Here is a 20,951-nt window from a genome sequence, read left to right as displayed (position 1 = left end):
TAGAGGAATAGCTACTCGATATGACAAGCTCAAAAGAAATTATCAAAGTTCTGTTGCTTTAGCCTGTATATTTTTATGGCTACCTTTATAGGGTTAATTATGAACAGTAAATGTCAACAGACCCTAATCGGAACTCACAAAAAAGAGCGCTTGATGCGCTCTTTTTTTATACTCATTTTTCTATTCCGCCTTTTCAAACACATAGGCTTTTTTAGGAAATGGATATTCCTTAAAGAACTTACGGTTGCGGCCCTGATCCCCATTCCAGATTTTATCCAGATCCATCACAAGATTCTGGTCCTGATTGATCCGATAATATAAATTCACATCCACCGCATCACAGCGCACAACGATCTCTTGTTCTGTGGGCTCAACATGCCATTGCACCTGCTTACAGGTTCGCTCTATTTTGGCCATATTGTGCGATGGATCTGAACCCAAACGCCCGAAACTGGTATTGGTCCAATAAACTGAACCATCTTCTAATAAATTTAAGATATATTCCGCTTCTTTTTCATCTTTGACACAACCGGCAAATGCATCAGTACAAGGAATACGCGCATGATAGCGCCCAACATATTGCATATCTTGTTGAGTCGGTTGCGTCATATGTTTAGAAGCAACATGAGGAACTGTTGCTTGTCCAGCAACCTCAGTCAGTGACATTCCTTCACTTGCACTTGTTCGTGCTTGCTCAGCATCTAACATGACTGGAATAGAACTTTCATCACCAGTTGGCTGCGCTTGGTTTGATGTTTTCATTGAATCTGGATGATAGCTATCACAAGCACTCAAGCCCAAACTCAATAAAAATCCTACACTAACATGCTGTAAGAAGAACCTGAACTGCATATCCACAAATCTCTAATATCAACATCGTTGTCACACTTTTTTCAAAAACATCCGATGGTTCTGCAAAATATAGGAAGCATTTGAATATTCGTCTATTCCCTCAAATGGGTAATTATGGCGGACGTAACTTGATGAAATAGCAAATTAACAAAGCAGAATGCTTTAAGTCGGTGCATTTTAGGCGATACTGTCGTTTTTTCCATCAGCCTTTTACACACCGTAACGATTCTCCCATCTGTTTAAACTTTAAAAAAACCAGTTCATCCCTATCTTATTATTAACAGCGACTTATCAGGAATGAAGCCTCATTCTACTGCTGTATCAAATATTTTAGGAGAAAAATTAAATGACCAATTCTGGTTTATATCGCTCAAACCGACAAAGCATGATCGCTGGTGTAATGGGCGGTATTGCGGAACGTTTTGGTTGGAATGCAAATTTATTACGCTTGATCTTTGTAGTGATTTCACTCATGAGCGCCGCTTTCCCTGGTATTTTGGTTTACCTGATTTTGTGGTTAGTAATTCCAAAACAACAGCAAAGTCGCGTTGATTATGTACAAGGCTATAATCAGCCCGTAAAAACCGTTTATGAAGACCAAAGCATAAAACGTTAATTTCTTTGCCTCTTTTGGTCGCTACGGTTGAATTTCCCCCTAATACAACCGTAGCTTTTTTTTATTCTGATTGAAGCTTTTGACGATTGAGTTGTTGTTGAAGCGCAGCGATCATATCTGCACGACTAATCATGCCAATCAAACGTTGATTTTCCACGACAGGAATATAATTAAAAGATTTTTCTACAAAATAGGGGACTAAATCCTGAATCGGCTGTGACGGTTCCACAGTCACGACACGCCGACTCATAATCTGCCTTACATAATGCTGCCATGAATTTCTTGGATCGGCGGCCCCCTTAAACCACTCCACCACCTCATATAAAGCCAGCGTTCCAACCAGTTTTTCTTCCATATTGACCACAGGCAGGCTCATCAGGTTAACTTCCTTGAACTTCTCTAACGCCTGATGAATATCATCATCTTCATGCAGCTTGATCACATCCTGACTCATGATATCGCGACAGATAAAATGACTGTTCAAGCGTTCACTTGCATGTTCCTGTGCTTCCAGAATGATTTTTTCCAGATCGTATTGGCTGATGTCCAGCAACTCGGTGTGTTGTTCCAAAGCATATTCGATATCTTTGGGTTGAATCGAGACTTTTTGTGTCGGTGTCGGGTCTTTGGAACGCTCATTGACATGCGCTGTAATCGGATAATGACGTCCAATCAAACGATTGAAAAAGACAGCAATCAACAAAAGTAAAATTGAGTTGAGTAATACGGGATATAAAATAAAGTGGAATCCTAAACGATGTACAGCATCACCGCCTAAAACCGCGGTAATCGCCACTGCACCGCTTGGAGGATGCAATGAATCAGTTGTCATCATCATAAAAATGGCTAACCCAACTGCGACACTAAAAGCAGAGGTTAAATCAGGTAATAACTGTGTGCATGTCACACCAATGAAACCAGCCAATATGTTGCCAACCACAACATTCCACGGTTGCGCTAAAGGACTACTCGGAACTGCAAAAAGCAGTACAGAAGAGGCCCCCATCGGCGCGATATACCATGCATTCATACCACCCAATACATACCAACTGATTAAAGAGGATATTGCTAAACCACAAAGCGCACCAAATCCTGAAAGTAAACGTTCTTTCAAAGGTAATACTTTGTAATTCGGTTTTAAGAAATTTAGCCAGTCTGATTGGGTTAAGCTCACAATGCACCTTGCTGGAATAGTGTTGTTTCATTGGTTGCAGCAGTATACGCCGACTCAGACTGAAGATGTATTTAAATTACAGTTTTAAATAATAACGAAAACTGATCAAGGTTAATTTAAATACTCCTCCAATTGCTCCAATCGCTCTGCATATTTTTGCATGGGGCAAAACTCATACATCGGCGAACCGATATAAGCACCAGCATTACGGCACTCTTGATCGACAAAATTTTTCCAGAGCTGTTGTGATTTCATGATGTCCTGATAGCGTTCAAGCTGCTTGTATTCCTGACTCTGTTTTTTTATTTGATCCAATACCTGCACAATCTGCTTTGCATATAAAGTTTTGGTTCTGGTACTACAGATCTCTACCACAGCATTATTGATATTCCCCAGTTTTAGCTGTTGAATGGTGTCATCGACACATTGGCTATAAGGATCTATCGCTTTACCTTGCGTTTTGGCAAATACCAAAGTACTCAAACAAGCCATAATCAGTACTGCTGTTTTTAAAACTAATTTAGTCATGAATGTGCTCTTTTGTTATGTTGGTATTTTTAAAATAATAATCAAAAAAATGCCTTAAACATATTTTTCATTCAAATATCGCCAATAGCGTTTAGGCAAATATTGCACATGCAATTTCACATTTTGACGTTCTTTAATATTGATACTATTGAAATAATCTTTCCAAAGCTGATCATATAATTCTTCTTGTTCATCTAATTCTAATTGGAAGTTTTGACTTGCCCCATTTTCAATATTACGGTCAATCTGATGAGCATCTAAAGACACCTCATGAATCTCATGTAAGTCATAATACAATCCATATTTACGTTGTTCGTCATAAATCAACCAACGTTGATCTTGATAACGACGCTTAAAATGCGGCTGTATTAAAGGCAGCACATTAAAATCAGGGCGAACCAAACTTAAAAACAATCCATCTGTGGTTTTCTTAAAACGCACAAATGCTTCCATACGATGCTTTTCGCGTCCCACCTTTTTCGTCCATTGTGAAATCGCTAAAACACTAGGATGCGAATAATTCTTCTCAACTGAATGTTGATGTCGAAAGACATAGATACAGTAATTAAATAAATGCTGATAGGCATCCAAGGATTCCGATAAATAGGCAAAATAAAATTGTTTCAAAGATGAATGCGACAATTTCTGCTGTAAAGCTGACCAAACACGTGCTGCATGTTGCTCATGATTTGGAATTTCAACTACCGTGGCAAATAAACCATGCTGTGCGCCTTGGTTTAAACACAATTGCACGTGGAATTCTTTAAATTGAAAAGCACGAAATACGCAGTTGAGTAAACCGACCATAGAGCCATCAAAATAGTAATAAACCACACCATCACTGAGCATTTTTAGAATCCTAAACTCAGCTGAGGTGACAGTTGTTTCACGTATTTAGATGAACCCTGCGTTAATATTTGCTGGCGAATATCAGCCGTAGAAAGTTCCTTTTGAAACCGTGGACTGTCTTCACAACGAATAAAAAACTGGGCACGTGAATACGCCACACCGAGTTGTTTCAGTAAATCAGTATGTATCTTGCCAAAACGACGCGCTTGCACGATTTTCTTGGCTGACTTTACGCCGATACCTGGTACACGAAGGATCATACGATAGTCAGCACGATTTAAATCCACTGGAAACTGCTCAGGATGACGCAACGCCCAACTCAGTTTTGGGTCTACATCCAAATCTAAATGTGGGTGTTTTTCATTGACGATTTCATTGACTTCAAAACCATAAAAACGCATCAACCAATCACTTTGATAAAGCCGATTTTCCCTTAATAAAGGCGGCGCCGAACCGACCGCTGGTAAATAGTTATTTTCTGTGTTGATTGGAATATAACCTGAGAAATATACCCGTTTCAGTTTAAATTCCTTGTAATGTCGATCTGCCATCACAAGTACGTCTTGATCAGTTTCCTGATGTGCGCCGACCACCATTTGCGTGGTCTGCCCTGCGGGTACATATTTTGGCACATGCTTGATAATCTGGCGTTCATCTTTGAGTTGAATCAGTCGATCTCGCACTAGCCCCAAGTCTTTTTGTACTTCTTGATGTGATTTTTCAGGCGCAAACGCTTTTAATCCGACCTCAGTTGGCATTTCTAAATTGATGCTCATACGGTCAGCATAAAGTCCTGCTTCATGAATCAGTTCAGGCGATGCTCCAGGAATAGTTTTGAGATGAATATAGCCATTAAAATTTTCTTCTAGACGTAGTTTTTTCACCACTTGAAGCATCCGCTCCATCGTATAGTCTGCGGATTTAAAAATACCTGAGCTAAGGAATAATCCCTCTATATAATTTCGACGATAAAAATTAATGGTCAGGTCAACCACTTCTTGTACGGTAAATGCAGCACGTTTGACATCATTAGAACGACGTGACACACAATAAGCACAATCAAAAATACAGACATTACTGAACAAGATTTTCAGCAATGAAACACAGCGCCCATCTTCGGTATAGCTATGGCAAATCCCTGCCCGACTGGCATCACCTAAACCTTTGTCTTTATTTTTACGGTCACTACCACTAGAGGAACAGGACACATCATATTTAGCTGCGTCCGCAAGAATTTGTAATTTTTCACGAATGCGATCAGACATATCAAACACCTCTGTGACAACATCATTTCAAAGCTAACATTTCATGATTTGAAAATTAAGATTGAGAAAGATGTTATGCGTCATGAGGTGACGTTTATGTGAATGGTTTCCTATTCAGGACTTTGCCAACTGGAAAATATGTCTGCTATGGGGTACGTTTTGAATTAACTCGAAAATTAAACAAAAGCGTTTAAATAATTTATTATCAGAACTTGTCGCTGAAACGCTCGAATCCTTTGCACTGCACCCGAAAATCCTTATACTTAACCACAATTTTTGTTTGATTCCAGTGGATGCACCATGAGTCGTGCTATATCGCATATTGATACATTTCAGGGCTTAATTCTTGCCCTACAAAACTATTGGGCGGAGCAAGGCTGCGTCGTATTACAACCATATGATATGGAAATGGGTGCAGGGACATTCCACACTGCAACTTTCTTACGCGCATTAGGTCCAGAAACTTGGAACGCGGCTTATGTTCAACCATCACGCCGTCCGAAAGATGGTCGTTATGGTGAGAACCCAAACCGCTTACAACACTATTATCAGTTCCAAGTGGTACTTAAGCCAAACCCAGACAATATCCAACAGCTTTATCTTGATTCGTTAAAAGCGATCGGCATCGATACACTGACTCACGATATTCGCTTCGTAGAAGACAACTGGGAATCTCCAACACTAGGCGCTTGGGGCTTAGGTTGGGAAGTTTGGTTAAATGGTATGGAAGTGACGCAATTCACTTACTTCCAGCAAGTCGGTGGTGTTGAATGCTACCCTGTTACTGGTGAAATCACATACGGTTTAGAACGTCTTGCGATGTACCTTCAAGGTGTAGACTCAGTTTACGATCTTGTTTGGACCAAAGGTCAGTTCGGTACTGTGACTTATGGTGATGTATTCCATCAAAATGAAGTGGAACAATCGACCTATAACTTTGAATATGCGCCAGTCGATAAATTATTTGAATTATTCGATTTCTATGAAGCTGAAGCAGCTCGTTTAATGGATGCTGAACTTCCACTTCCTGCTTATGAGCAAGTGATTAAAGCATCGCATAGCTTTAACTTATTAGATGCGCGTGGTGCGATTTCTGTAACTGAACGTCAACGTTATATTTTACGTGTTCGTACCTTAGCGCGTTCAATCGCTCAAAGTTATGTGGCTGCGCGTGCGAAACTCGGTTTCCCAATGGCAGAACCACATTTACGTGATGAAGTATTAGCACAGTTAAAAGCACAAGTTGAAGCAGAAGCAGCCCAAGCTGAAAAAGCGAAGGAGAATAAATAATGACAAAGCATACTGTTTTATTCGAACTTGGCTGTGAAGAACTTCCACCAAAAAGCTTAAAAACTTTACGTGATGCCTTACAAGCTGAAACGGAAAAAGGCTTAAAAGATGCAGGCTTAAATTTTGCTGCGATCGAAGCTTATGCTGCACCACGTCGTTTAGCGCTCAAAATTGTTGATATTGATGCTGCTCAAGCAGACACACAAAAACGTTTTGACGGCCCTGCTGTTCAAGCCGCTTATGATGCAGAAGGCAAACCAACTAAAGCACTTGAAGGCTTTATGCGTGGTCAAGGCATTACGGTTGATCAGCTTTCGACGTTCCAAGCAGGTAAAGTAGAAAAAGTTTGCTTCTTGAAAGATGTGAAAGGTCAAAGCCTTGATGCTTTACTGCCACAAATTTTACAAACTGCATTAGACAACTTACCAATCGCAAAACGTATGCGTTCTGCTGCAAGTCGTACTGAATTCGTGCGTCCAGTAAAATGGGTCGTATTGCTGAAAGATGATCAAGTGGTTGAAGCAACTATTCAAGATCATAAAGCAGGTAATGTGACTTATGGTCACCGTTTCCATGCACCTGAAGCAGTGACTTTGGCGCATGCAAATGACTACCTTGCTGCTTTAGAAAAAGCTTATGTCGTTGCGAACTTTGAAAAGCGTCAAGCAACCATTCAAGATCAAGTGAAAAAGTTAGCTGATGAAGTTAATGCAACTGCGATTGTCCCAGCAGACTTACTTGATGAAGTCACCAGCTTGGTTGAATGGCCAGTTGCATTACGTGCGACTTTTGAAGAGCGTTATTTAGCTGTTCCTCAAGAAGCCTTAATTACAACCATGCAGGACAACCAAAAGTATTTCTGTTTGATCAATGCAGAAGGTAAATTACAGCCTTACTTTATTACCATTTCAAATATTGAGTCGAAAGATCCGATTCAAATTATTGAGGGCAATGAGAAAGTTGTACGCCCTCGTTTGTCGGATGCAGAATTCTTCTTCCTACAAGATCAAAAGCAACCGCTTGCATCTCGTAAAGAAAAACTCGCAAATATGGTATTCCAAGCACAATTGGGTACGCTTTGGAATAAATCAGAACGTATTGCGAAATTAGCTGTAGCATTGTCACCAATTACAGGTGCAAATGCAGCCGATGCTGAAAAAGCAGCGTTACTCGCTAAATGTGATTTGACCTCTGAACTTGTGGGTGAATTCCCTGAACTTCAAGGGATTGCAGGAACTTATTATGCTCGCCTTGAGGGTGAGAATCATGAAGTTGCTGAAGCTTTAGGTGAGCAATACTTACCTAAGTTTGCGGGTGACGTATTACCACAAACCAAGACAGGCACAACGATTGCGCTTGCAGATCGTTTAGATACGCTGGTTGGTATTTTTGGTATTGGTCAAGCGCCAACAGGTTCTAAAGACCCATTTGCATTACGTCGTTCTGCAATCGGTATCTTACGTTTAATCATCGAAAATGAACTCGATGTCACGATTGAAGAACTGGTTAACTTTGCGCTTCAAGGTTATGGTGACGTGGTTAAAGATCATGACAAGACGCGTGCGGATGCCGTTGCGTTCCTTGAAGGTCGTTACCGTGCTAAGTATGAAGACCAAGGCGTAGCAGTTGATGTGATTCAAGCGGTTCAAGCACTTGCTCCAAAATCTCCTCTTGATTTTGATAAGCGTGTGACTGCGGTCAATCATTTCCGTACCTTGCCAGAAGCGGCTGCATTGGCTGCGGCTAATAAGCGTGTTGCCAATATTCTTGCCAAAGAAGCAACGCCTGAAGGTGCTGTGGTTGAAGCGAATCTAGTTGAAGCTGCTGAAAAAGCGCTTTATGCAGAACTTCAAACATTGACACCAGTGGTTCAGCCTTTACTTGCTGCACGTAACTATACTGAAGCGTTGTCTAAGCTTGCTGCTCTTCGTGCGCCAATTGATGCCTTCTTTGAAGGTGTGATGGTTATGGCTGATGATGCTGAATTAAAAGCCAACCGTTTACGTTTATTGGCGCAATTACGTGATTTATTCACAGCAATTGCAGATGTAAGTGTATTGCAGGGTTAGGTTATTTGATTCATTGAAGTAATCTAGAAACCCTGCTAATAATAGTGGGGTTTATTTTTAGAGGCAATAATGAGCAAACTTTCTCAACCACAGCGTGTATTTGAGCTTTTAAAACAATCACCGTTAAAAAAATTTAAAGCTCGAGATATTGCCGAAGGAATTGTTACTTTATTTCCCGAAGATTATGTGGAAAAACGAAAAAACCCACGCTTCAAAACCGATGACGAGTTTATTAGTCAAGTGTTTGCTGAAATTGGCGCACACAAACATGGCATCCTAAAACTATCACCCTATATTCATGTACAAGACAAACCTCGACCGCGTGTGTATTGGTACGACCCAAATCATCAAGCTGAACATGGCGAATCTTTTGCCAATGAAGAATTAACTTCAAACGAAAATTTTGAAGAAACTGAAATTAATCTCCCATTGATTAAATCAGGAAATTTATCCGAGCATGATTTATACCCCCTACTGATTGAATTTTTAAGAGTACAGTTCGGTTTATATTGCCTGAGAATTGATGAAAAACGCTCTAAAAACTCTCGTGGGCAAAACGGCAATCAATGGTTACACCCCGACATTGTTGCCATGCAACCTTTAGATAAACACTGGCATGAACTCGTTAAAAGCTGTGTTAAACATGGCTCTGGTCAAAATGTGCGTTTGTGGTCATTTGAAGTCAAAAAAGAACTCAACAGCTCCAATATTCGCAGTAGCTTCTTCCAAGCAGTCAGTAATTCCAGTTGGGCAAATGAGGGCTACCTCGTAGCAACATCTATATCAACAAATGAAGTTGAAGAGGAGCTGCGAATGCTTTCGGCTTTGCATGGTATTGGCGTTATTTTACTCACTCCAGAAAATCCGACTGAAAGTGAAATTTTACTTCCTGCCAAACGCAAACAAGAACCCGACTGGCAAACGATAAATCGAATTTTGAAAGAAAATAGCGACTTTAAACATTTTATTGATTTAGTCGCAAATTACTTTCAGACAGGTCGCACCTACCAAGAAAATTGGAATAAATAAGGCATAGGACATTTGCCTACATTTAGCGATGTTAAAAGCAGGCAAACCGTCATCCTTGCGACTGATTCATACAAAGCACATCAAAGCACAACGGTTTACGCACTGTATCAATTTCACATCACCTACATTCTTTTCTTGAACTTGGCGATAAGCTATAAAACTTGAATTGCAACATTATTGCCAAAAGGATAAAAGATGATGAAAAAAATATCTGCTCTGTGTTTAGCGACTACACTGATCGCATCGTCTTCTCTCTGGGCAACCGAAAATACAACAGCCACAAATGCAAACACGACTACGGCTGAAAAAACACTCCCTTATGGTGACAACCCGAGCCTTGGTCGAGTATTGCTGTATAAAACAGGTAAAGGGCTACAAAACCTAGGTGAATCCATCCAAGGTGCATCGGAAAACACCTCACAAAAAATGAGTGAAAAGTGGAAAACCACAAAAGAATACACGGCTGAACAATCCGTCATTGTTCAGGAACAAACCGAAAAAGCCAAACAATATACTGCTAAAAAATGGCAAGACACCAAAGATGCCGTGATTGGAAACAATGATGGAAATATTCCTATTGAACGTGCTGAACTGAGCCAACCCTCATCAAATTAATACGATTGAACAAAATTTATAGGAATGAATGAAACAATGACAGTTATGCCTTTTAAAACCATTTTGCTTTGTTTAGTCAGTAGTATTGGCTTTACCGCGTGTTCAACGCTCTCTTCTCAAGCCGAGCAGCCTTTACAGCAACTGCAAGTGGTTCAGAACATTGATGCCCTACCCGATACCAAGACCAATGCCGCATCCTTAAATAAATACAAGAATCATTGCATGATCCAGTTTACAGGTTATTTTGATGGTGGGCAGAGTACGGAATCATGGGAATTTAAAGGCAATCAGTTAAGTCGGGCTTTTTCTGAGACCTATCAATATGTGCCGAATCGTTTATTCAATGCGACCACTGAAAAACCTGTATTAGATCAGAAAACGCGAAAAACCACAGTATTTGACATTCAGAAACCTGAGGTAAAACATAACTTTGACAAGTTAAAAAGCTACTTTAACCAAACCGTTTTGGACCAATGTAGCTAAGTTTGCCATCTCCACAATTTCTATCCAGAGTGTGTTTGAGCTGTAATGTGCTTGTAAAGTTTTGCTGAAATCCATCGCTTTCTTTCATTTGCTCGATATGATTCATTTGCGTTGATGAAGTACCCCAAACGGTACATCGCTTAAGGAAATCGCAATGAAGAAAATGATCAAAACAGCTATCGTGACAACAAGTATTCTCGCTTCTGCCTCTATTTTCGCACAAAATGTTGGGGTCAATGCCAATGGGTCAGCTCAGGTTAATGTCCAGTCTGGTGGCTTGATTAGCGGCGTTGCAGGTGCGGTCAAAAATACTGCTCAGGGCGTAGGTCACGCAGCACATCATGTTGGCCATGCCGCTGTACACACAGGTGTAAATGTGGGTTCACAGGTGGTAGACAAAACCGCAAAAGTGGTTAAAAACACTAAGGATTATGCGGTAGAGAAAGCTGCTGATGGCAAGGAGTTTGCTGCTGAAAAAAGAGCAGAAGCAAAAAAACGTCATCAGCAACATCAGGCTGAGCAAAAGTCGATTGGCCTGAATACCCAAGCAGGGGTTAACGTTGGAAACTCATCCATTCAGGCACAAACGGGCTTGAATGCAGACAGGAAACAGGCTCAGGCAGGTGCAAATGTTGGCGTGAAAGTATTAGGTGTGAATGCGAATGTAAATACCAATGCCAAAGTGGGTACAAACTAATTTTCTAACCCATCGTCAAAAGCCCTTTGCTTAAGCAAAAGGCTTTTGATTATGTGATTTAGTCTATCAATTGTAGTTTAGTCTGCTCATCTGCATGATTTTCAATAAAATGTCCCTGCCCATGATCATCACAACTCAAGGTTAAATTTTTATAACTGAGTTGATAAAATTCAGTATAGCGTTTAAAAATCAATAAAGACTGATCCAAAGCCAAAGCTTCACCGACTTTAACTAACTTATGAATCCCACGATCATTCATCGTCAAAACATAAGATTCTGCATTTAACTCAAGTTGAACAACGGCATTCGCACTGGCTTTCAATGGCAATAGATATTGTTGATTCGGCTGAATTGCTTCAGCGTTATAAGCCTCTAGCTTTAAGCTAACTAAATTAAAAACTAACCATGTATTTTGAATCGTGCGAATGGTCGGCACTGAGCTGTCCATCTGTTGGATAAAATGCGGATGAATACCTAACTTCTGTAAATTTTGCTCAGTACCCTGTTGTAGATTAAATAATTGTTGAACCAATTTTTGCTTAAGAACAGCATCAAAATAACGTTCATCTAATTCAAAATCGTTATTTTGTAAGATTCGCAATAAAGCTTGATGATGCCTGCTCAATAATGCATCTAATACATGGCGATAGTAGAACTTACTTTGCTTTTTAACCTCTCGAACACGCTTATAAAAATAAGTAATCTCAAAAGGTTGCTCAACAAAATCATTGAGTAATTGCGAACTTGCCAAAACCGAGAGTGCTTCATGTCCTGTAAAAGGCAAATGAATCACATGCATTTTTGGTAATAAGGGCTGTATTTTTAAGAAATGTTCTTTATCTTCTGCATAGTATGGATCATAGACAATGATGTATTCACGAGATGAATCCACTTCATCTGCCTGAATCTGCATATTTTGATGAATAGATGCGTCAAAAAATTCTGCATAACGGCGATCATGAACCACATCAGGGTCTATCGAATATTGTGGTACAAAAGCAACGATTTTATGCATATTCAATAAATTAGAATATTTAATCGCAGCATAGCCTCCCATTGATCCACCATAACCCACAATCTGCTCAAACTGTTGTAAGGTCGGCTGAATCTGTCGCTGCATCTCAAGCATGCTGCTTTGAGGAAACCAAGATTTTTGCTTCGGCATAATACCGATAACATTGTATTGATATTTTATGAGTGATTTTTCAGCATTAATTGACATTCCTTTGGCACGACTAATCAAATCGCCAAACGAAACCACTAAAGTGTCACTTGAACCTTTTAAAAAAATAACGCGAATATGTTCATCTTCAAATATTATTTGCTTATCCATGCTCACACTGAAAAATTAATCCTAGGCTTGTCGCAAAAAGCCATCAAATGATGTCTTTGCCAAACCCTATTTGCGGAGTATCTTATTTTATAGAGATAAGACAGATTAAAAAGCGCAAAAAATGACACAATCCTTACATCCTTCGGCTCAAAAAGGCTTTAGTTTAGGGGCTGAACTATATCAACAAGTTCGTCCCAGTTACCCACCAGAAATCGTCGTTTGGCTGCAAGATCAGCTCAAAGTCGGTGAAAATTCCACTGTTATTGACCTCGGTTCAGGGACTGGCAAATTCTTACCTTTCCTGCTTCAGACACAGGCAAAAGTGATCGCGGTGGAGCCCGTGGCAGAAATGCTACAACAGCTTCAACAGGCCCATCCAACAGTCGAATGTCTACAGACTTCAAGCGATCAACTTCTGGTGAAGGATGCATCCATTAACGCCATTATTTGTGCCCAATCTTTTCACTGGTTCTCAAATATCGAAACGCTCAAGGAAATGTATCGGGTATTAATTCCTACGGGGCATCTTGGACTGCTTTGGAATCAACGTGATATTACTGTTGACTGGGTCAAAGCGTTGGCCGATGAAATCGCACCATTTGAAGCAGATACACCACGTTATCATAGTGAGAAATGGAAACAGGTTTTTGAGCAACAACAGCTCTTTCAATTCAACGGTCTTCAGACCTTTCAACTCAAACATACCGGCACAGTAGAACAAGTGGTCAGCAAACGCTTACTTTCCACGAGTTTTATTGCAGCAATGCCAGAACATCAACAACAGCAATTAAAAGCAAGATTTGAACAAATTGTATTTGATTTTACAGGCCAAACTGCTCAAGATCAGATTGATTTTCCTTATACAACCTTTGCCTACCATTTCCAAAAAATAGCAAAGTAACAATAAATCAGGTGTTTCTATGACCTTTAAATTTAAAACCACAATTGCACTCAGTTGCTTGATCAGCTCTACACTATTACTGAGTGCTTGTAACAAAGATCCTAAAGCACCCTCTCAGCAAGAACAGCAAACTCAAAATTCTAATGATGCGATTGGTCAGCTTAAGCAAATCCCGATTAAACAGTTCCCTACAACGGCTGACGATGCGCATGATATTGCAATTTTAGATGACTATGACCGTCGTTTTACCGAAATGAGCGATAGCATGGAAATAGAACTTGCAAAGATGAAAGAAGCCAATACGCTCACTCCAGCGTTTGAACAGGAACGCCAAAAAGATAATGTTCAATCGGCATTGAATATGCTGAAAGAGTTAGAACTTAAAACAGAACAAGGTCGATATATTCAAGGACTTTTATATGAATACTGGGATAATCAAGCCAAAGTACTTGAGCAAAGTACCTTAGCGAGTACTACAGAAAATACTGATACGGCCAAACAAGTTGATCATTTAAATGAATATCTACATGCGCAAAGCCAACTACACCATTGGAAAAGTTCTCAACCAACAGAAACTAAAAAGGCGAGTGAGTGATATAAAAAATTGAGGGTCATACGACCCTCTCTTGTTCAACAAGATTAGATTTTTTGTTTTTCTATCCACTGAATTGAATTAACACGGAATAACTCACAAGCACCATCACCCGTATCCGTAGCTGTTAAAGAAGATCGCCAAACCAAATTTTTATCCCGAATCTCAACCAACTCACCTTTCAACTGCACCAAATCCCCACGCTTCACTTGTTTGATTTGCTGGGCAATTTCAGGATTTGCGGGAATAATATGCATATTGGAAACCATTTGCATGGCTTGATTTGCAGGAACAGGTAGTTTATCTATTTTCCAATTCAAATAGCGGTCATATTGATTTACTGAGATTTTACGTGCGATCTCGGGCTTGGCAAACAAACCCCAACTCACGGCATAATCAATCGGAGAAAATTTTGCTTGTTCGTCATCTTGGTACATTTTAGAACCAAGAATACGGAAGTTGCCATAAAAAGGCTGTAACACCGAAATAGACTGATCCTTTGCGATCGGCGATAAACCATTGGCAATGTTATATTCTATTCCGCTGGTCGATGCATGTGTCTGCCCAAGCATAACCACCATGCCTAAACTCATCCATAGACGTTTTTTCATGGCTTATCACCCTCAAAATCTAACTAAATTCTTAGAAAAGCGTATCTCTTCATAGTATGCTTAGACGATGAAAAAAATTACTTTTTTTAGTAACAATCAAACTTACTTTAGTCATATTTTTGTGGCTTTGTTACTGATTTCTCTAATCTGAATCAACGAATGGATCTCTATGATTTATCAATTCTATCAACGTCGAGTTTTCCCACATTTACTCAATCAAGTCATGCAGACTGCAAGTTTGATGGATAAGCGTCGTGAATTATTGGTTCCTATCGAAGGTGAAGTCCTCGAAATAGGTTTTGGTACAGGTTTAAATATTCCTTTCTATGGCAATGTTGACTCACTTTATGCTTTGGAACCCAATCCAGATATTTATCATCTTGCCGTTGAACGAGTTCAGCATGCGCCTTTTTATATTAAGCATGTACAATCCAGCGCAGAAAAACTTCCATTTGCCGATGCAAGTTTAGATCATATTGTTTCCACATGGACTCTCTGTAGTATTCCAAAACTTGATGTCGCCTTAGCAGAAATTTATCGAGTGTTGAAACCTACAGGCACCTTTCATTTAATTGAGCATGTGAAACATCCTGACTCGATCAAATTACAATCCTTACAGACCCTACTTACTCCAATACAGAAAAGGATTGGAGATGGATGCCATCTCAATCGCGATATTGAACGACACCTTGCACAAGCTAAATTTAAATTTCTTGAGAAAGAATATTTTGATGCAGATGGTATTCCTGCGATTGCACAAAAAATGCTATTGGCTCGCGTGCAGAAGTTATAAATTCAAAGCAATCATTAATTTTCAAAATCAATTCTTAGCGTTTCAAAACGAATACGTCCTTCACGTACTGCTTGAGCAATTGCCTGCTGTCCTTTGCTCAAGCGCGCACCACCACTTTTAATATCAAGTAGAATCACTTCAATATCGTCTGCAGTCCCATCACCATCACGAAAATCGGTATAGCCATCAAAAACCACGTAATCGACAGGATCACCGAGAAATTTTGCATCACTGGGTAAATACTGAAATTCAGGTAAAATCGGTGCAAACTGTTCTGCCATTTTTCCTTTTAACACCGCACGACTGGTATTTACACTACGTTTCTGTGCATCTAGCAAAGCTTGCTTATGTTCTAATTCTAATTCAGCAATATATTTTTCATATTCCGCCTGAATACGACCATTCCGCGTATTGGACAAAATCAGCGTGGTAATCACAACACCAATACAACCACCAATTAACATTGCAAGCCAAACCGACATAAAACTTTCCTTTTTCTGAATCTGCTATTTAACTGCAACATTAAACTTTTGTCATGTGTCACACACTCTACTGAAAAAGATGCTAAGGTATAGTTGAATACAAAACGCTTGTTAAAAAATCTAATTTCATGAAGACAATATTAATTGCAAATCAAAAAGGTGGCTGTGGTAAAACCATGACAGCCATTACGCTTGCCACAGCACTGTCACAAAAGGGCTATAAGGTCGCGTTGGCTGATGCTGATAACCAAAAATCATCATTACAATGGTTAAAACAACGCCCTGAAACTGTTGCTGCCATTCAAAGCCTCGACTGGAGGCATGAGAAATCAATTGGTGATGCACCTAAACATCTCGATTATTTAATCATTGATGCCCCAGGCGCACTGTCAGGTGAGCATGCAGAACAATTGGTCAGCGAAGCCCATGCCATTGTGACCCCTTTACAGCCCTCATTCTTTGATATTGATAGTACGCGTCGGTTCCTAAAACATTTACAAGACATCAAACGCATACGTAAAGGAAAAGTACAAATTCTGTTGATTGCCAATCGCGTGAAAGCGAATAGCTCTAGTTCAAAAGACATTCAAGACTTCTTTAATAAGATTGAACAAGAACCTGTCGCATGGATTTCAGAACGTAGTGCTTATGGCACGTTGGCTATGCAAGGTTTAAGTATTTTTGATAAACCACAGAAAAATTTTGTGAGTATTCAAAGCCAATGGCAACCCGTTCTGAATCAGTTAGTCGATGATCCAAGTGAATGGTTTTAAGCCGCCTTGCTCCATTAGCAGGATGGAACAAGGCATGAGACCATTGATGTAACTGCATTAATAAAACTTATCTTTATTTAGGTTCAATGAAAGGTGCGGGGTTTGGGCTAGGTTGGTCTGTGTCATCACCCTCATCTTTCAGGTTATGTCTCATTTCATCACTATCGAGGTTTTCCATAGCTTTACGGATGGTCTCGTTACCGTGACTGCCATCATTTGACTGGATTGCCTGTTCACGTTCCGCACCTTGCTCCTGTAGTGCATTTTCAGGATTTTTAGGAATATCTTCCCTTTCTATAGCCTGCTGTAATTGATCACTGTCCGTCAGGCCTTCCACTTGCTGATAACTGAGTTTATCACCGTTCAAGAGGGTAGCCACTGCGCTTTCGGCTTGTGTACCATTGCTGTTATTCGGTTGTGAATGATGGTCCTGACCTGTTTTTGCAGAGGTATTGTCCTGATTATTTGAATGTGTCATCGAACTGCTCCTTAAATTCACTTTATGGATGTGTGATGAATTCAATATAACAATACGCTTTGTAACTCTTTGCCAACTCTTGTATTAAACTCGATAGCAAATGTTGCTATGGTAAGTTGCTGTATTGCAGTCTTAAAACTTTCGTAAATGCTGAGATATACATATTGCCGATCACTGGCCACTCCATTGAAAATAATCGGCTGGCTGAAACATGCCAACGGTTTAGCCCCTGATTCCATTTAGAGATTTCAACGTGAAATTACTGAATGAAAATTTTACTGGACGCATTTTTCAGTTAATATGATTTTATTCAACTTTTAGCCCTAGAGACGGAAGCTTGTGCAACAATACGCTCCCACATTACAACGTGTTTTATTGTTTGGACTGTTCTTTGTCTTAATGTATTTGGGATTCAGCATTCTCAAATACTTTATCGTCCCTGTTCTTTGGGCAGCGATTATTGCTTATATGACATGGCCTGTTTATTTATGGGTACAACGTCGCTTTTTCGGTGAAAATCGACCAACGCTAAATGCAACGATCATGATTACGTTGGTCATTTTAGTGATTGGGGTTCCCTTTGTTTGTGCCATTTTCATGCTGCAACTCGAAGGCCGAAATTTATATTTTAATTTACAAAAACAATTATTTTCAGGTCATATTCAAGTCCCCGAGTTTATAAAAACACTTCCGATTGTGGGTAAGGATATCAGTCGTACAGTCAATGAATTAAGTGCCGATCCGAATAGTATTGCGAAGAATGTTGCCGAATGGATACAAGGTCATTTGAGCTATGGCCGTTTTGTACTGAGTGAGATTAGTCGGAATTTAGTTAAACTGACCTTTGCAATCATGACGTTATTCTTTTTCTATCGGGATGGACAGATGATTCTGGCACAGGTCAGCCGCGCTATGGAAATGGTGATTGGCCCACGTGTACACCATTATCTAGAAACCATTTCAGAAACAACACGCGCTGTAGTGTATGGCGTGGGATTAACTGCTGTGGCACAAGCCATTTTAGCAGGTCTCAGTTACTTTGTAGCAGGTGTGCCGAACCCAATGCTACTCACCATGGTAACGTTTATTTTGGCCTTAATTCCATTTGGAACTCCCATCTCCTATTTAGGGGTTGGTTTATGGCTATTTGCTCAAGGCCAAACTGTCGAAGCAATTGGTGTGATTACATGGGGTGTCTTGATTGTAAGTAGTTCAGATAATGTGATTCGACCTTTAGTTATCTCAGGCGCAACTCAAATTCCATTCATTTTAATTATGTTTGGTGTGCTAGGAGGAATCGCAAGTTTTGGTTTAGTGGGCTTATTTATTGGTCCAGTCATCTTAGCTATTTTATTGGCAATCTGGCGTGAATGGCTGCATGAGAATGTTCAGGAGCCAATCGCTGCCATTGAAGCGCCACCTGAAACAAAGTCGTAATCTATTTACACGATTTACCATTTAATCTTACTGACAACTTGCGAGTTATCCCATAGTTTATTTGAATCAAACAAATAAAGCTGATAGATAAGGATAATTTGCAATGATTTCAACGGTACAAAAGTCTTGTGTTCTGACAAGTTTAGTTTTGATGATGAGTGCATGTTCTTCTATTAACTTAGACAGCAATGCATCCAAAATTCAAACACAGCCAACGACAACAGATCAGAAACAACTCATACAAGTTTACCAAGTCGATGCCAAAGGTGTAGGTGCATCCATTGGAACAGTAACATTTAAACAAACAGCAAAAGGTCTATTAATTACCCCCGCGCTTGGAAAACTTTCCCCAGGTGAACATGGTTTTCATATCCATGAAAACGGCTCATGTGAAGCTGCTGAAAAAGAGGGCAAAATGGGAGCCGCCCTCGCTGCGGGCGGGCATCTTAACCCAGAGAAATTTGCCCATCACGGTACGCCACTGGATGGACATTTAGGTGATCTACCAGCCCTAAAGGTGAATGACAAGGGTTTTGCAACAACGCCTGTGCTTGCTCCACGCCTGAAACTTACCGATATTCAGGGTCGGGCAATCATGATTCACGCAGGTGGAGATAATTATTCAGATACACCTAAGCCTTTAGGTGGTGGTGGCGAGCGAATTGCCTGTGGTGTTATTCAATCATAAAAGCACTGTGGGTATCTAAAAAGATATCCACAGTTTCGTAGATATTTTATGCAGCTACAAATGACTACGCTATTGGTTCAGCATATATTTAATTGATTCCCTCGGCTTTACGTTCTTGCATCACTTGTTTGAGCACAGCTCTTGGTTGCATAAACCAAAAACCGATCAAACTGACACTCGTTAAAGCAAAAGCCCAAATATGGAAATGCGTATAAAGTACACGCACCAATTCTATAATCACAAAGAAACTCATCATCAATAGCATTGAAACAGCCGCAGCGACTGTCCCTTTGGATACTTCTGAAGACATTAATGCAAAACGATATAAAACTGAAAAACTAATCCCCTCTCCTAAGCTTATTAAGGTCATACCGATCAATAAACACGGCACTAGATAAGTTTGCCAAATCACGCCTAAAATTAAAAACAGCGTTCCAATCAACATAATCGGTAAGCCCATCAAAATGGTTTTGCCTAATGGAAAGCGATCAATTATTTTGATCAGGATAATATTCCCTGCAATTAAGCCAAAAAATACAGGAAATTGCGCTAAACCATATTGCACACTACTGAGCTTTAACTCATCGACCAAGATAATGGGTGATAACGCAATCCACAGCATTAATGGCATCCCAACCAAAGGTAAAGCAATGCTTAACCCTAAGAAACGGCGATTGGTGAATACTTTTTTAAAATCATCAAAAATATAAATAAAAGGTTGTCTCGCTCGACGCTCTGGGGTTGCTGGCATAAATTTATTTAGACCAAACCAACTCAGGAATGAAACGATTGCAATCGCAACAAAACCCCAATGCCAAGAGACATAATCAATCAGAAATGCACCAAGAACTGGCCCAAGTAATGGCGCAAGCAAGGAAATATTGGCCATTAATGCCATCACTTTAATGGCATCACGTTCCTCAAACGTTTCCTGAATTGCAGCATAACCCACTGCCGAAATGACCGTAAGGCCAATTCCCTGTAAGAAACGTAAAGTCAGGAATTGTTGGATATTCTGGGTCAGTAAGATGAGCAAACAACAGATGGTAAAGAATGCCACGCCTGCCAATAATACTTTCTTACGTCCAAGACGGTCTGACAGAGGTCCAAGCAACCAAGCAACACTTGCTCCACCCAATAAATAAAAAGACATGGAAGATGGTGCCCATGTTGCACTAACACCGAATTGTTCTGTAATTGCCAACATTGCTGGCTGAATTAAGTCATTACCAATATAGACTGAAAATTCGAATAGCACTAAAGCTAATGGAAACATGAGCGTTATACGGTTTAACGTCATGCTTTGATTGTTCGTCATCATGTTCTATTCACAAAAATAACCAATTCGCGTGCATCCATCTCCTTGAAAAAAAGAAAATAGATTCCGCACCACGTC

The 20,951-nt window shown here is 40.0% G+C and carries 23 protein-coding genes and 1 pseudogene; 14 read left to right on the top strand and 10 right to left on the bottom strand.

Annotated elements, in window-relative coordinates; translation table 11 throughout:
- A pseudogene (locus tag HYG88_RS11980) lies at window positions 1-91 on the top strand (IS5/IS1182 family transposase); the annotation flags it as partial.
- 89 nt (window positions 92-180) lie between these two features.
- Here the strand turns inward: HYG88_RS11980 and HYG88_RS11975 are convergent.
- Window positions 181-852, bottom strand: a complete 672-nt coding sequence (locus tag HYG88_RS11975) for a hypothetical protein (protein ID WP_005156377.1) — start codon at window positions 850-852, stop codon at window positions 181-183.
- A gap of 346 nt (window positions 853-1,198) precedes the next feature.
- Here HYG88_RS11975 and HYG88_RS11970 point away from each other — a divergent pair, with 346 nt between their 5' ends.
- On the top strand, window positions 1,199-1,468 hold the full coding sequence (locus HYG88_RS11970; protein ID WP_005156379.1) for a PspC domain-containing protein: 270 nt from the start codon (window positions 1,199-1,201) through the stop codon (window positions 1,466-1,468).
- A gap of 61 nt (window positions 1,469-1,529) precedes the next feature.
- Here HYG88_RS11970 and HYG88_RS11965 read toward each other — a convergent pair whose 3' ends face one another.
- From HYG88_RS11965 to HYG88_RS11950, 4 genes are all read right to left on the bottom strand, one after another.
- Complete coding sequence (locus HYG88_RS11965; RefSeq protein ID WP_178883179.1) at window positions 1,530-2,642, bottom strand: HPP family protein; 1,113 nt, start codon at window positions 2,640-2,642, stop codon at window positions 1,530-1,532.
- Window positions 2,643-2,753: 111 nt separating this feature from the next.
- The gene (locus HYG88_RS11960; protein WP_178883178.1) at window positions 2,754-3,170 is read right to left on the bottom strand and encodes a lysozyme inhibitor LprI family protein; all 417 of its coding nucleotides are present in this window, start codon (window positions 3,168-3,170) and stop codon (window positions 2,754-2,756) included.
- 54 nt (window positions 3,171-3,224) lie between these two features.
- Complete coding sequence (locus HYG88_RS11955; protein ID WP_125299084.1) at window positions 3,225-4,019, bottom strand: TIGR03915 family putative DNA repair protein; 795 nt, start codon at window positions 4,017-4,019, stop codon at window positions 3,225-3,227.
- 2 nt (window positions 4,020-4,021) lie between these two features.
- Window positions 4,022-5,284, bottom strand: a complete 1,263-nt coding sequence (locus tag HYG88_RS11950; protein ID WP_178883177.1) for a putative DNA modification/repair radical SAM protein — start codon at window positions 5,282-5,284, stop codon at window positions 4,022-4,024.
- Window positions 5,285-5,584: 300 nt separating this feature from the next.
- Between HYG88_RS11950 and glyQ the strand changes: the two genes are divergently transcribed.
- From glyQ to HYG88_RS11920, 6 genes are all read left to right on the top strand, one after another.
- The gene (gene glyQ, locus HYG88_RS11945; RefSeq protein ID WP_004964427.1) at window positions 5,585-6,574 is read left to right on the top strand and encodes a glycine--tRNA ligase subunit alpha; all 990 of its coding nucleotides are present in this window, start codon (window positions 5,585-5,587) and stop codon (window positions 6,572-6,574) included.
- Window positions 6,574-8,643, top strand: a complete 2,070-nt coding sequence (gene glyS / locus HYG88_RS11940; protein WP_178883176.1) for a glycine--tRNA ligase subunit beta — start codon at window positions 6,574-6,576, stop codon at window positions 8,641-8,643. Before glyQ ends, glyS begins: the two co-directional genes overlap by 1 nt.
- A gap of 69 nt (window positions 8,644-8,712) precedes the next feature.
- Complete coding sequence (locus HYG88_RS11935) at window positions 8,713-9,672, top strand: COG2958 family protein (RefSeq protein ID WP_178883175.1); 960 nt, start codon at window positions 8,713-8,715, stop codon at window positions 9,670-9,672.
- A 198-nt stretch (window positions 9,673-9,870) separates the two neighbouring features.
- Window positions 9,871-10,287 (top strand): hypothetical protein, encoded by a 417-nt coding sequence (locus HYG88_RS11930; RefSeq protein ID WP_178883181.1) that lies wholly within the window; start codon window positions 9,871-9,873, stop codon window positions 10,285-10,287.
- Between the two features lie 36 nt (window positions 10,288-10,323).
- The gene (locus tag HYG88_RS11925) at window positions 10,324-10,770 is read left to right on the top strand and encodes a hypothetical protein (protein WP_178883174.1); all 447 of its coding nucleotides are present in this window, start codon (window positions 10,324-10,326) and stop codon (window positions 10,768-10,770) included.
- Between the two features lie 154 nt (window positions 10,771-10,924).
- A complete protein-coding gene (locus tag HYG88_RS11920; RefSeq protein WP_087547341.1) occupies window positions 10,925-11,467 on the top strand; it encodes a hypothetical protein in 543 nt (180 codons plus the stop codon).
- A 58-nt stretch (window positions 11,468-11,525) separates the two neighbouring features.
- Here the strand turns inward: HYG88_RS11920 and HYG88_RS11915 are convergent, their stop codons facing one another.
- A complete protein-coding gene (locus tag HYG88_RS11915; RefSeq protein WP_178883173.1) occupies window positions 11,526-12,800 on the bottom strand; it encodes a hypothetical protein in 1,275 nt (424 codons plus the stop codon).
- Window positions 12,801-12,921: 121 nt separating this feature from the next.
- Here HYG88_RS11915 and HYG88_RS11910 point away from each other — a divergent pair, with 121 nt between their 5' ends.
- Together HYG88_RS11910 and HYG88_RS11905 are read left to right on the top strand one after the other, a co-directional pair.
- Window positions 12,922-13,701, top strand: a complete 780-nt coding sequence (locus HYG88_RS11910; protein ID WP_178883172.1) for a class I SAM-dependent methyltransferase — start codon at window positions 12,922-12,924, stop codon at window positions 13,699-13,701.
- A 19-nt stretch (window positions 13,702-13,720) separates the two neighbouring features.
- Complete coding sequence (locus tag HYG88_RS11905; protein WP_178883171.1) at window positions 13,721-14,296, top strand: hypothetical protein; 576 nt, start codon at window positions 13,721-13,723, stop codon at window positions 14,294-14,296.
- A gap of 44 nt (window positions 14,297-14,340) precedes the next feature.
- On the opposite strand, the gene HYG88_RS11900 is transcribed toward HYG88_RS11905, so the two are convergent.
- Entirely contained in the window at window positions 14,341-14,904 is a 564-nt protein-coding gene (locus HYG88_RS11900) for a hypothetical protein (RefSeq protein WP_178883170.1), read from the bottom strand.
- A 169-nt stretch (window positions 14,905-15,073) separates the two neighbouring features.
- Between HYG88_RS11900 and HYG88_RS11895 the strand changes: the two genes are divergently transcribed.
- Entirely contained in the window at window positions 15,074-15,697 is a 624-nt protein-coding gene (locus tag HYG88_RS11895; protein WP_046739994.1) for a class I SAM-dependent methyltransferase, read from the top strand.
- A 14-nt stretch (window positions 15,698-15,711) separates the two neighbouring features.
- Here the strand turns inward: HYG88_RS11895 and HYG88_RS11890 are convergent, their stop codons facing one another.
- A complete protein-coding gene (locus HYG88_RS11890; RefSeq protein ID WP_005156416.1) occupies window positions 15,712-16,179 on the bottom strand; it encodes a Holliday junction resolvase-like protein in 468 nt (155 codons plus the stop codon).
- A gap of 128 nt (window positions 16,180-16,307) precedes the next feature.
- On the opposite strand from HYG88_RS11890, the gene HYG88_RS11885 reads away from it, so the two are divergent.
- Window positions 16,308-16,952: a ParA family protein gene (locus HYG88_RS11885; protein WP_005156418.1), complete on the top strand. Its 645-nt coding sequence runs from the start codon at window positions 16,308-16,310 to the stop codon at window positions 16,950-16,952.
- 73 nt (window positions 16,953-17,025) lie between these two features.
- On the opposite strand, the gene HYG88_RS11880 is transcribed toward HYG88_RS11885, so the two are convergent.
- On the bottom strand, window positions 17,026-17,430 hold the full coding sequence (locus HYG88_RS11880; RefSeq protein ID WP_087547345.1) for a hypothetical protein: 405 nt from the start codon (window positions 17,428-17,430) through the stop codon (window positions 17,026-17,028).
- Window positions 17,431-17,769: 339 nt separating this feature from the next.
- On the opposite strand from HYG88_RS11880, the gene HYG88_RS11875 reads away from it, so the two are divergent.
- Entirely contained in the window at window positions 17,770-18,867 is a 1,098-nt protein-coding gene (locus HYG88_RS11875; RefSeq protein WP_178883169.1) for an AI-2E family transporter, read from the top strand.
- A gap of 103 nt (window positions 18,868-18,970) precedes the next feature.
- The gene (gene sodC, locus HYG88_RS11870) at window positions 18,971-19,555 is read left to right on the top strand and encodes a superoxide dismutase family protein (protein ID WP_178883168.1); all 585 of its coding nucleotides are present in this window, start codon (window positions 18,971-18,973) and stop codon (window positions 19,553-19,555) included.
- A gap of 88 nt (window positions 19,556-19,643) precedes the next feature.
- On the opposite strand, the gene HYG88_RS11865 is transcribed toward sodC, so the two are convergent.
- Window positions 19,644-20,873 carry an MFS transporter gene (locus HYG88_RS11865; RefSeq protein WP_178883180.1) on the bottom strand — a complete coding sequence of 410 codons (1,230 nt, stop codon included), beginning with the start codon at window positions 20,871-20,873 and terminating at the stop codon, window positions 19,644-19,646.
- Between the last annotated feature and the right edge of the window lie 78 nt (window positions 20,874-20,951).

The sequence above is a fragment of the Acinetobacter sp. SwsAc4 genome (assembly GCF_013391535.1).
Lineage (GTDB): Bacteria > Pseudomonadota > Gammaproteobacteria > Pseudomonadales > Moraxellaceae > Acinetobacter.
The sequence above is the reverse complement of the archived record's forward strand: the minus strand, read 5'-3'. Positions and strand labels throughout refer to the sequence as shown.

Excerpts from the sequence above, each read along its gene's own strand:
- glyS (WP_178883176.1), top strand. The coding sequence starts at position 6,574 with ATGACAAAGCATACTGTTTTATTCGAACTTGGCTGTGAAGAACTTCCA.
- HYG88_RS11975 (WP_005156377.1), bottom strand. The coding sequence starts at position 852 with ATGCAGTTCAGGTTCTTCTTACAGCATGTTAGTGTAGGATTTTTATTG.
- HYG88_RS11915 (WP_178883173.1), bottom strand. The coding sequence starts at position 12,800 with ATGGATAAGCAAATAATATTTGAAGATGAACATATTCGCGTTATTTTT.
- HYG88_RS11885 (WP_005156418.1), top strand. The coding sequence starts at position 16,308 with ATGAAGACAATATTAATTGCAAATCAAAAAGGTGGCTGTGGTAAAACC.
- HYG88_RS11900 (WP_178883170.1), bottom strand. The coding sequence starts at position 14,904 with ATGAAAAAACGTCTATGGATGAGTTTAGGCATGGTGGTTATGCTTGGG.
- sodC (WP_178883168.1), top strand. The coding sequence starts at position 18,971 with ATGATTTCAACGGTACAAAAGTCTTGTGTTCTGACAAGTTTAGTTTTG.
- HYG88_RS11955 (WP_125299084.1), bottom strand. The coding sequence starts at position 4,019 with ATGCTCAGTGATGGTGTGGTTTATTACTATTTTGATGGCTCTATGGTC.
- HYG88_RS11950 (WP_178883177.1), bottom strand. The coding sequence starts at position 5,284 with ATGTCTGATCGCATTCGTGAAAAATTACAAATTCTTGCGGACGCAGCT.
- HYG88_RS11970 (WP_005156379.1), top strand. The coding sequence starts at position 1,199 with ATGACCAATTCTGGTTTATATCGCTCAAACCGACAAAGCATGATCGCT.
- HYG88_RS11920 (WP_087547341.1), top strand. The coding sequence starts at position 10,925 with ATGAAGAAAATGATCAAAACAGCTATCGTGACAACAAGTATTCTCGCT.
- HYG88_RS11960 (WP_178883178.1), bottom strand. The coding sequence starts at position 3,170 with ATGACTAAATTAGTTTTAAAAACAGCAGTACTGATTATGGCTTGTTTG.
- HYG88_RS11890 (WP_005156416.1), bottom strand. The coding sequence starts at position 16,179 with ATGTCGGTTTGGCTTGCAATGTTAATTGGTGGTTGTATTGGTGTTGTG.
- HYG88_RS11905 (WP_178883171.1), top strand. The coding sequence starts at position 13,721 with ATGACCTTTAAATTTAAAACCACAATTGCACTCAGTTGCTTGATCAGC.
- glyQ (WP_004964427.1), top strand. The coding sequence starts at position 5,585 with ATGAGTCGTGCTATATCGCATATTGATACATTTCAGGGCTTAATTCTT.
- HYG88_RS11935 (WP_178883175.1), top strand. The coding sequence starts at position 8,713 with ATGAGCAAACTTTCTCAACCACAGCGTGTATTTGAGCTTTTAAAACAA.
- HYG88_RS11910 (WP_178883172.1), top strand. The coding sequence starts at position 12,922 with ATGACACAATCCTTACATCCTTCGGCTCAAAAAGGCTTTAGTTTAGGG.
- HYG88_RS11895 (WP_046739994.1), top strand. The coding sequence starts at position 15,074 with ATGATTTATCAATTCTATCAACGTCGAGTTTTCCCACATTTACTCAAT.
- HYG88_RS11880 (WP_087547345.1), bottom strand. The coding sequence starts at position 17,430 with ATGACACATTCAAATAATCAGGACAATACCTCTGCAAAAACAGGTCAG.
- HYG88_RS11925 (WP_178883174.1), top strand. The coding sequence starts at position 10,324 with ATGACAGTTATGCCTTTTAAAACCATTTTGCTTTGTTTAGTCAGTAGT.
- HYG88_RS11865 (WP_178883180.1), bottom strand. The coding sequence starts at position 20,873 with ATGACGAACAATCAAAGCATGACGTTAAACCGTATAACGCTCATGTTT.
- HYG88_RS11930 (WP_178883181.1), top strand. The coding sequence starts at position 9,871 with ATGAAAAAAATATCTGCTCTGTGTTTAGCGACTACACTGATCGCATCG.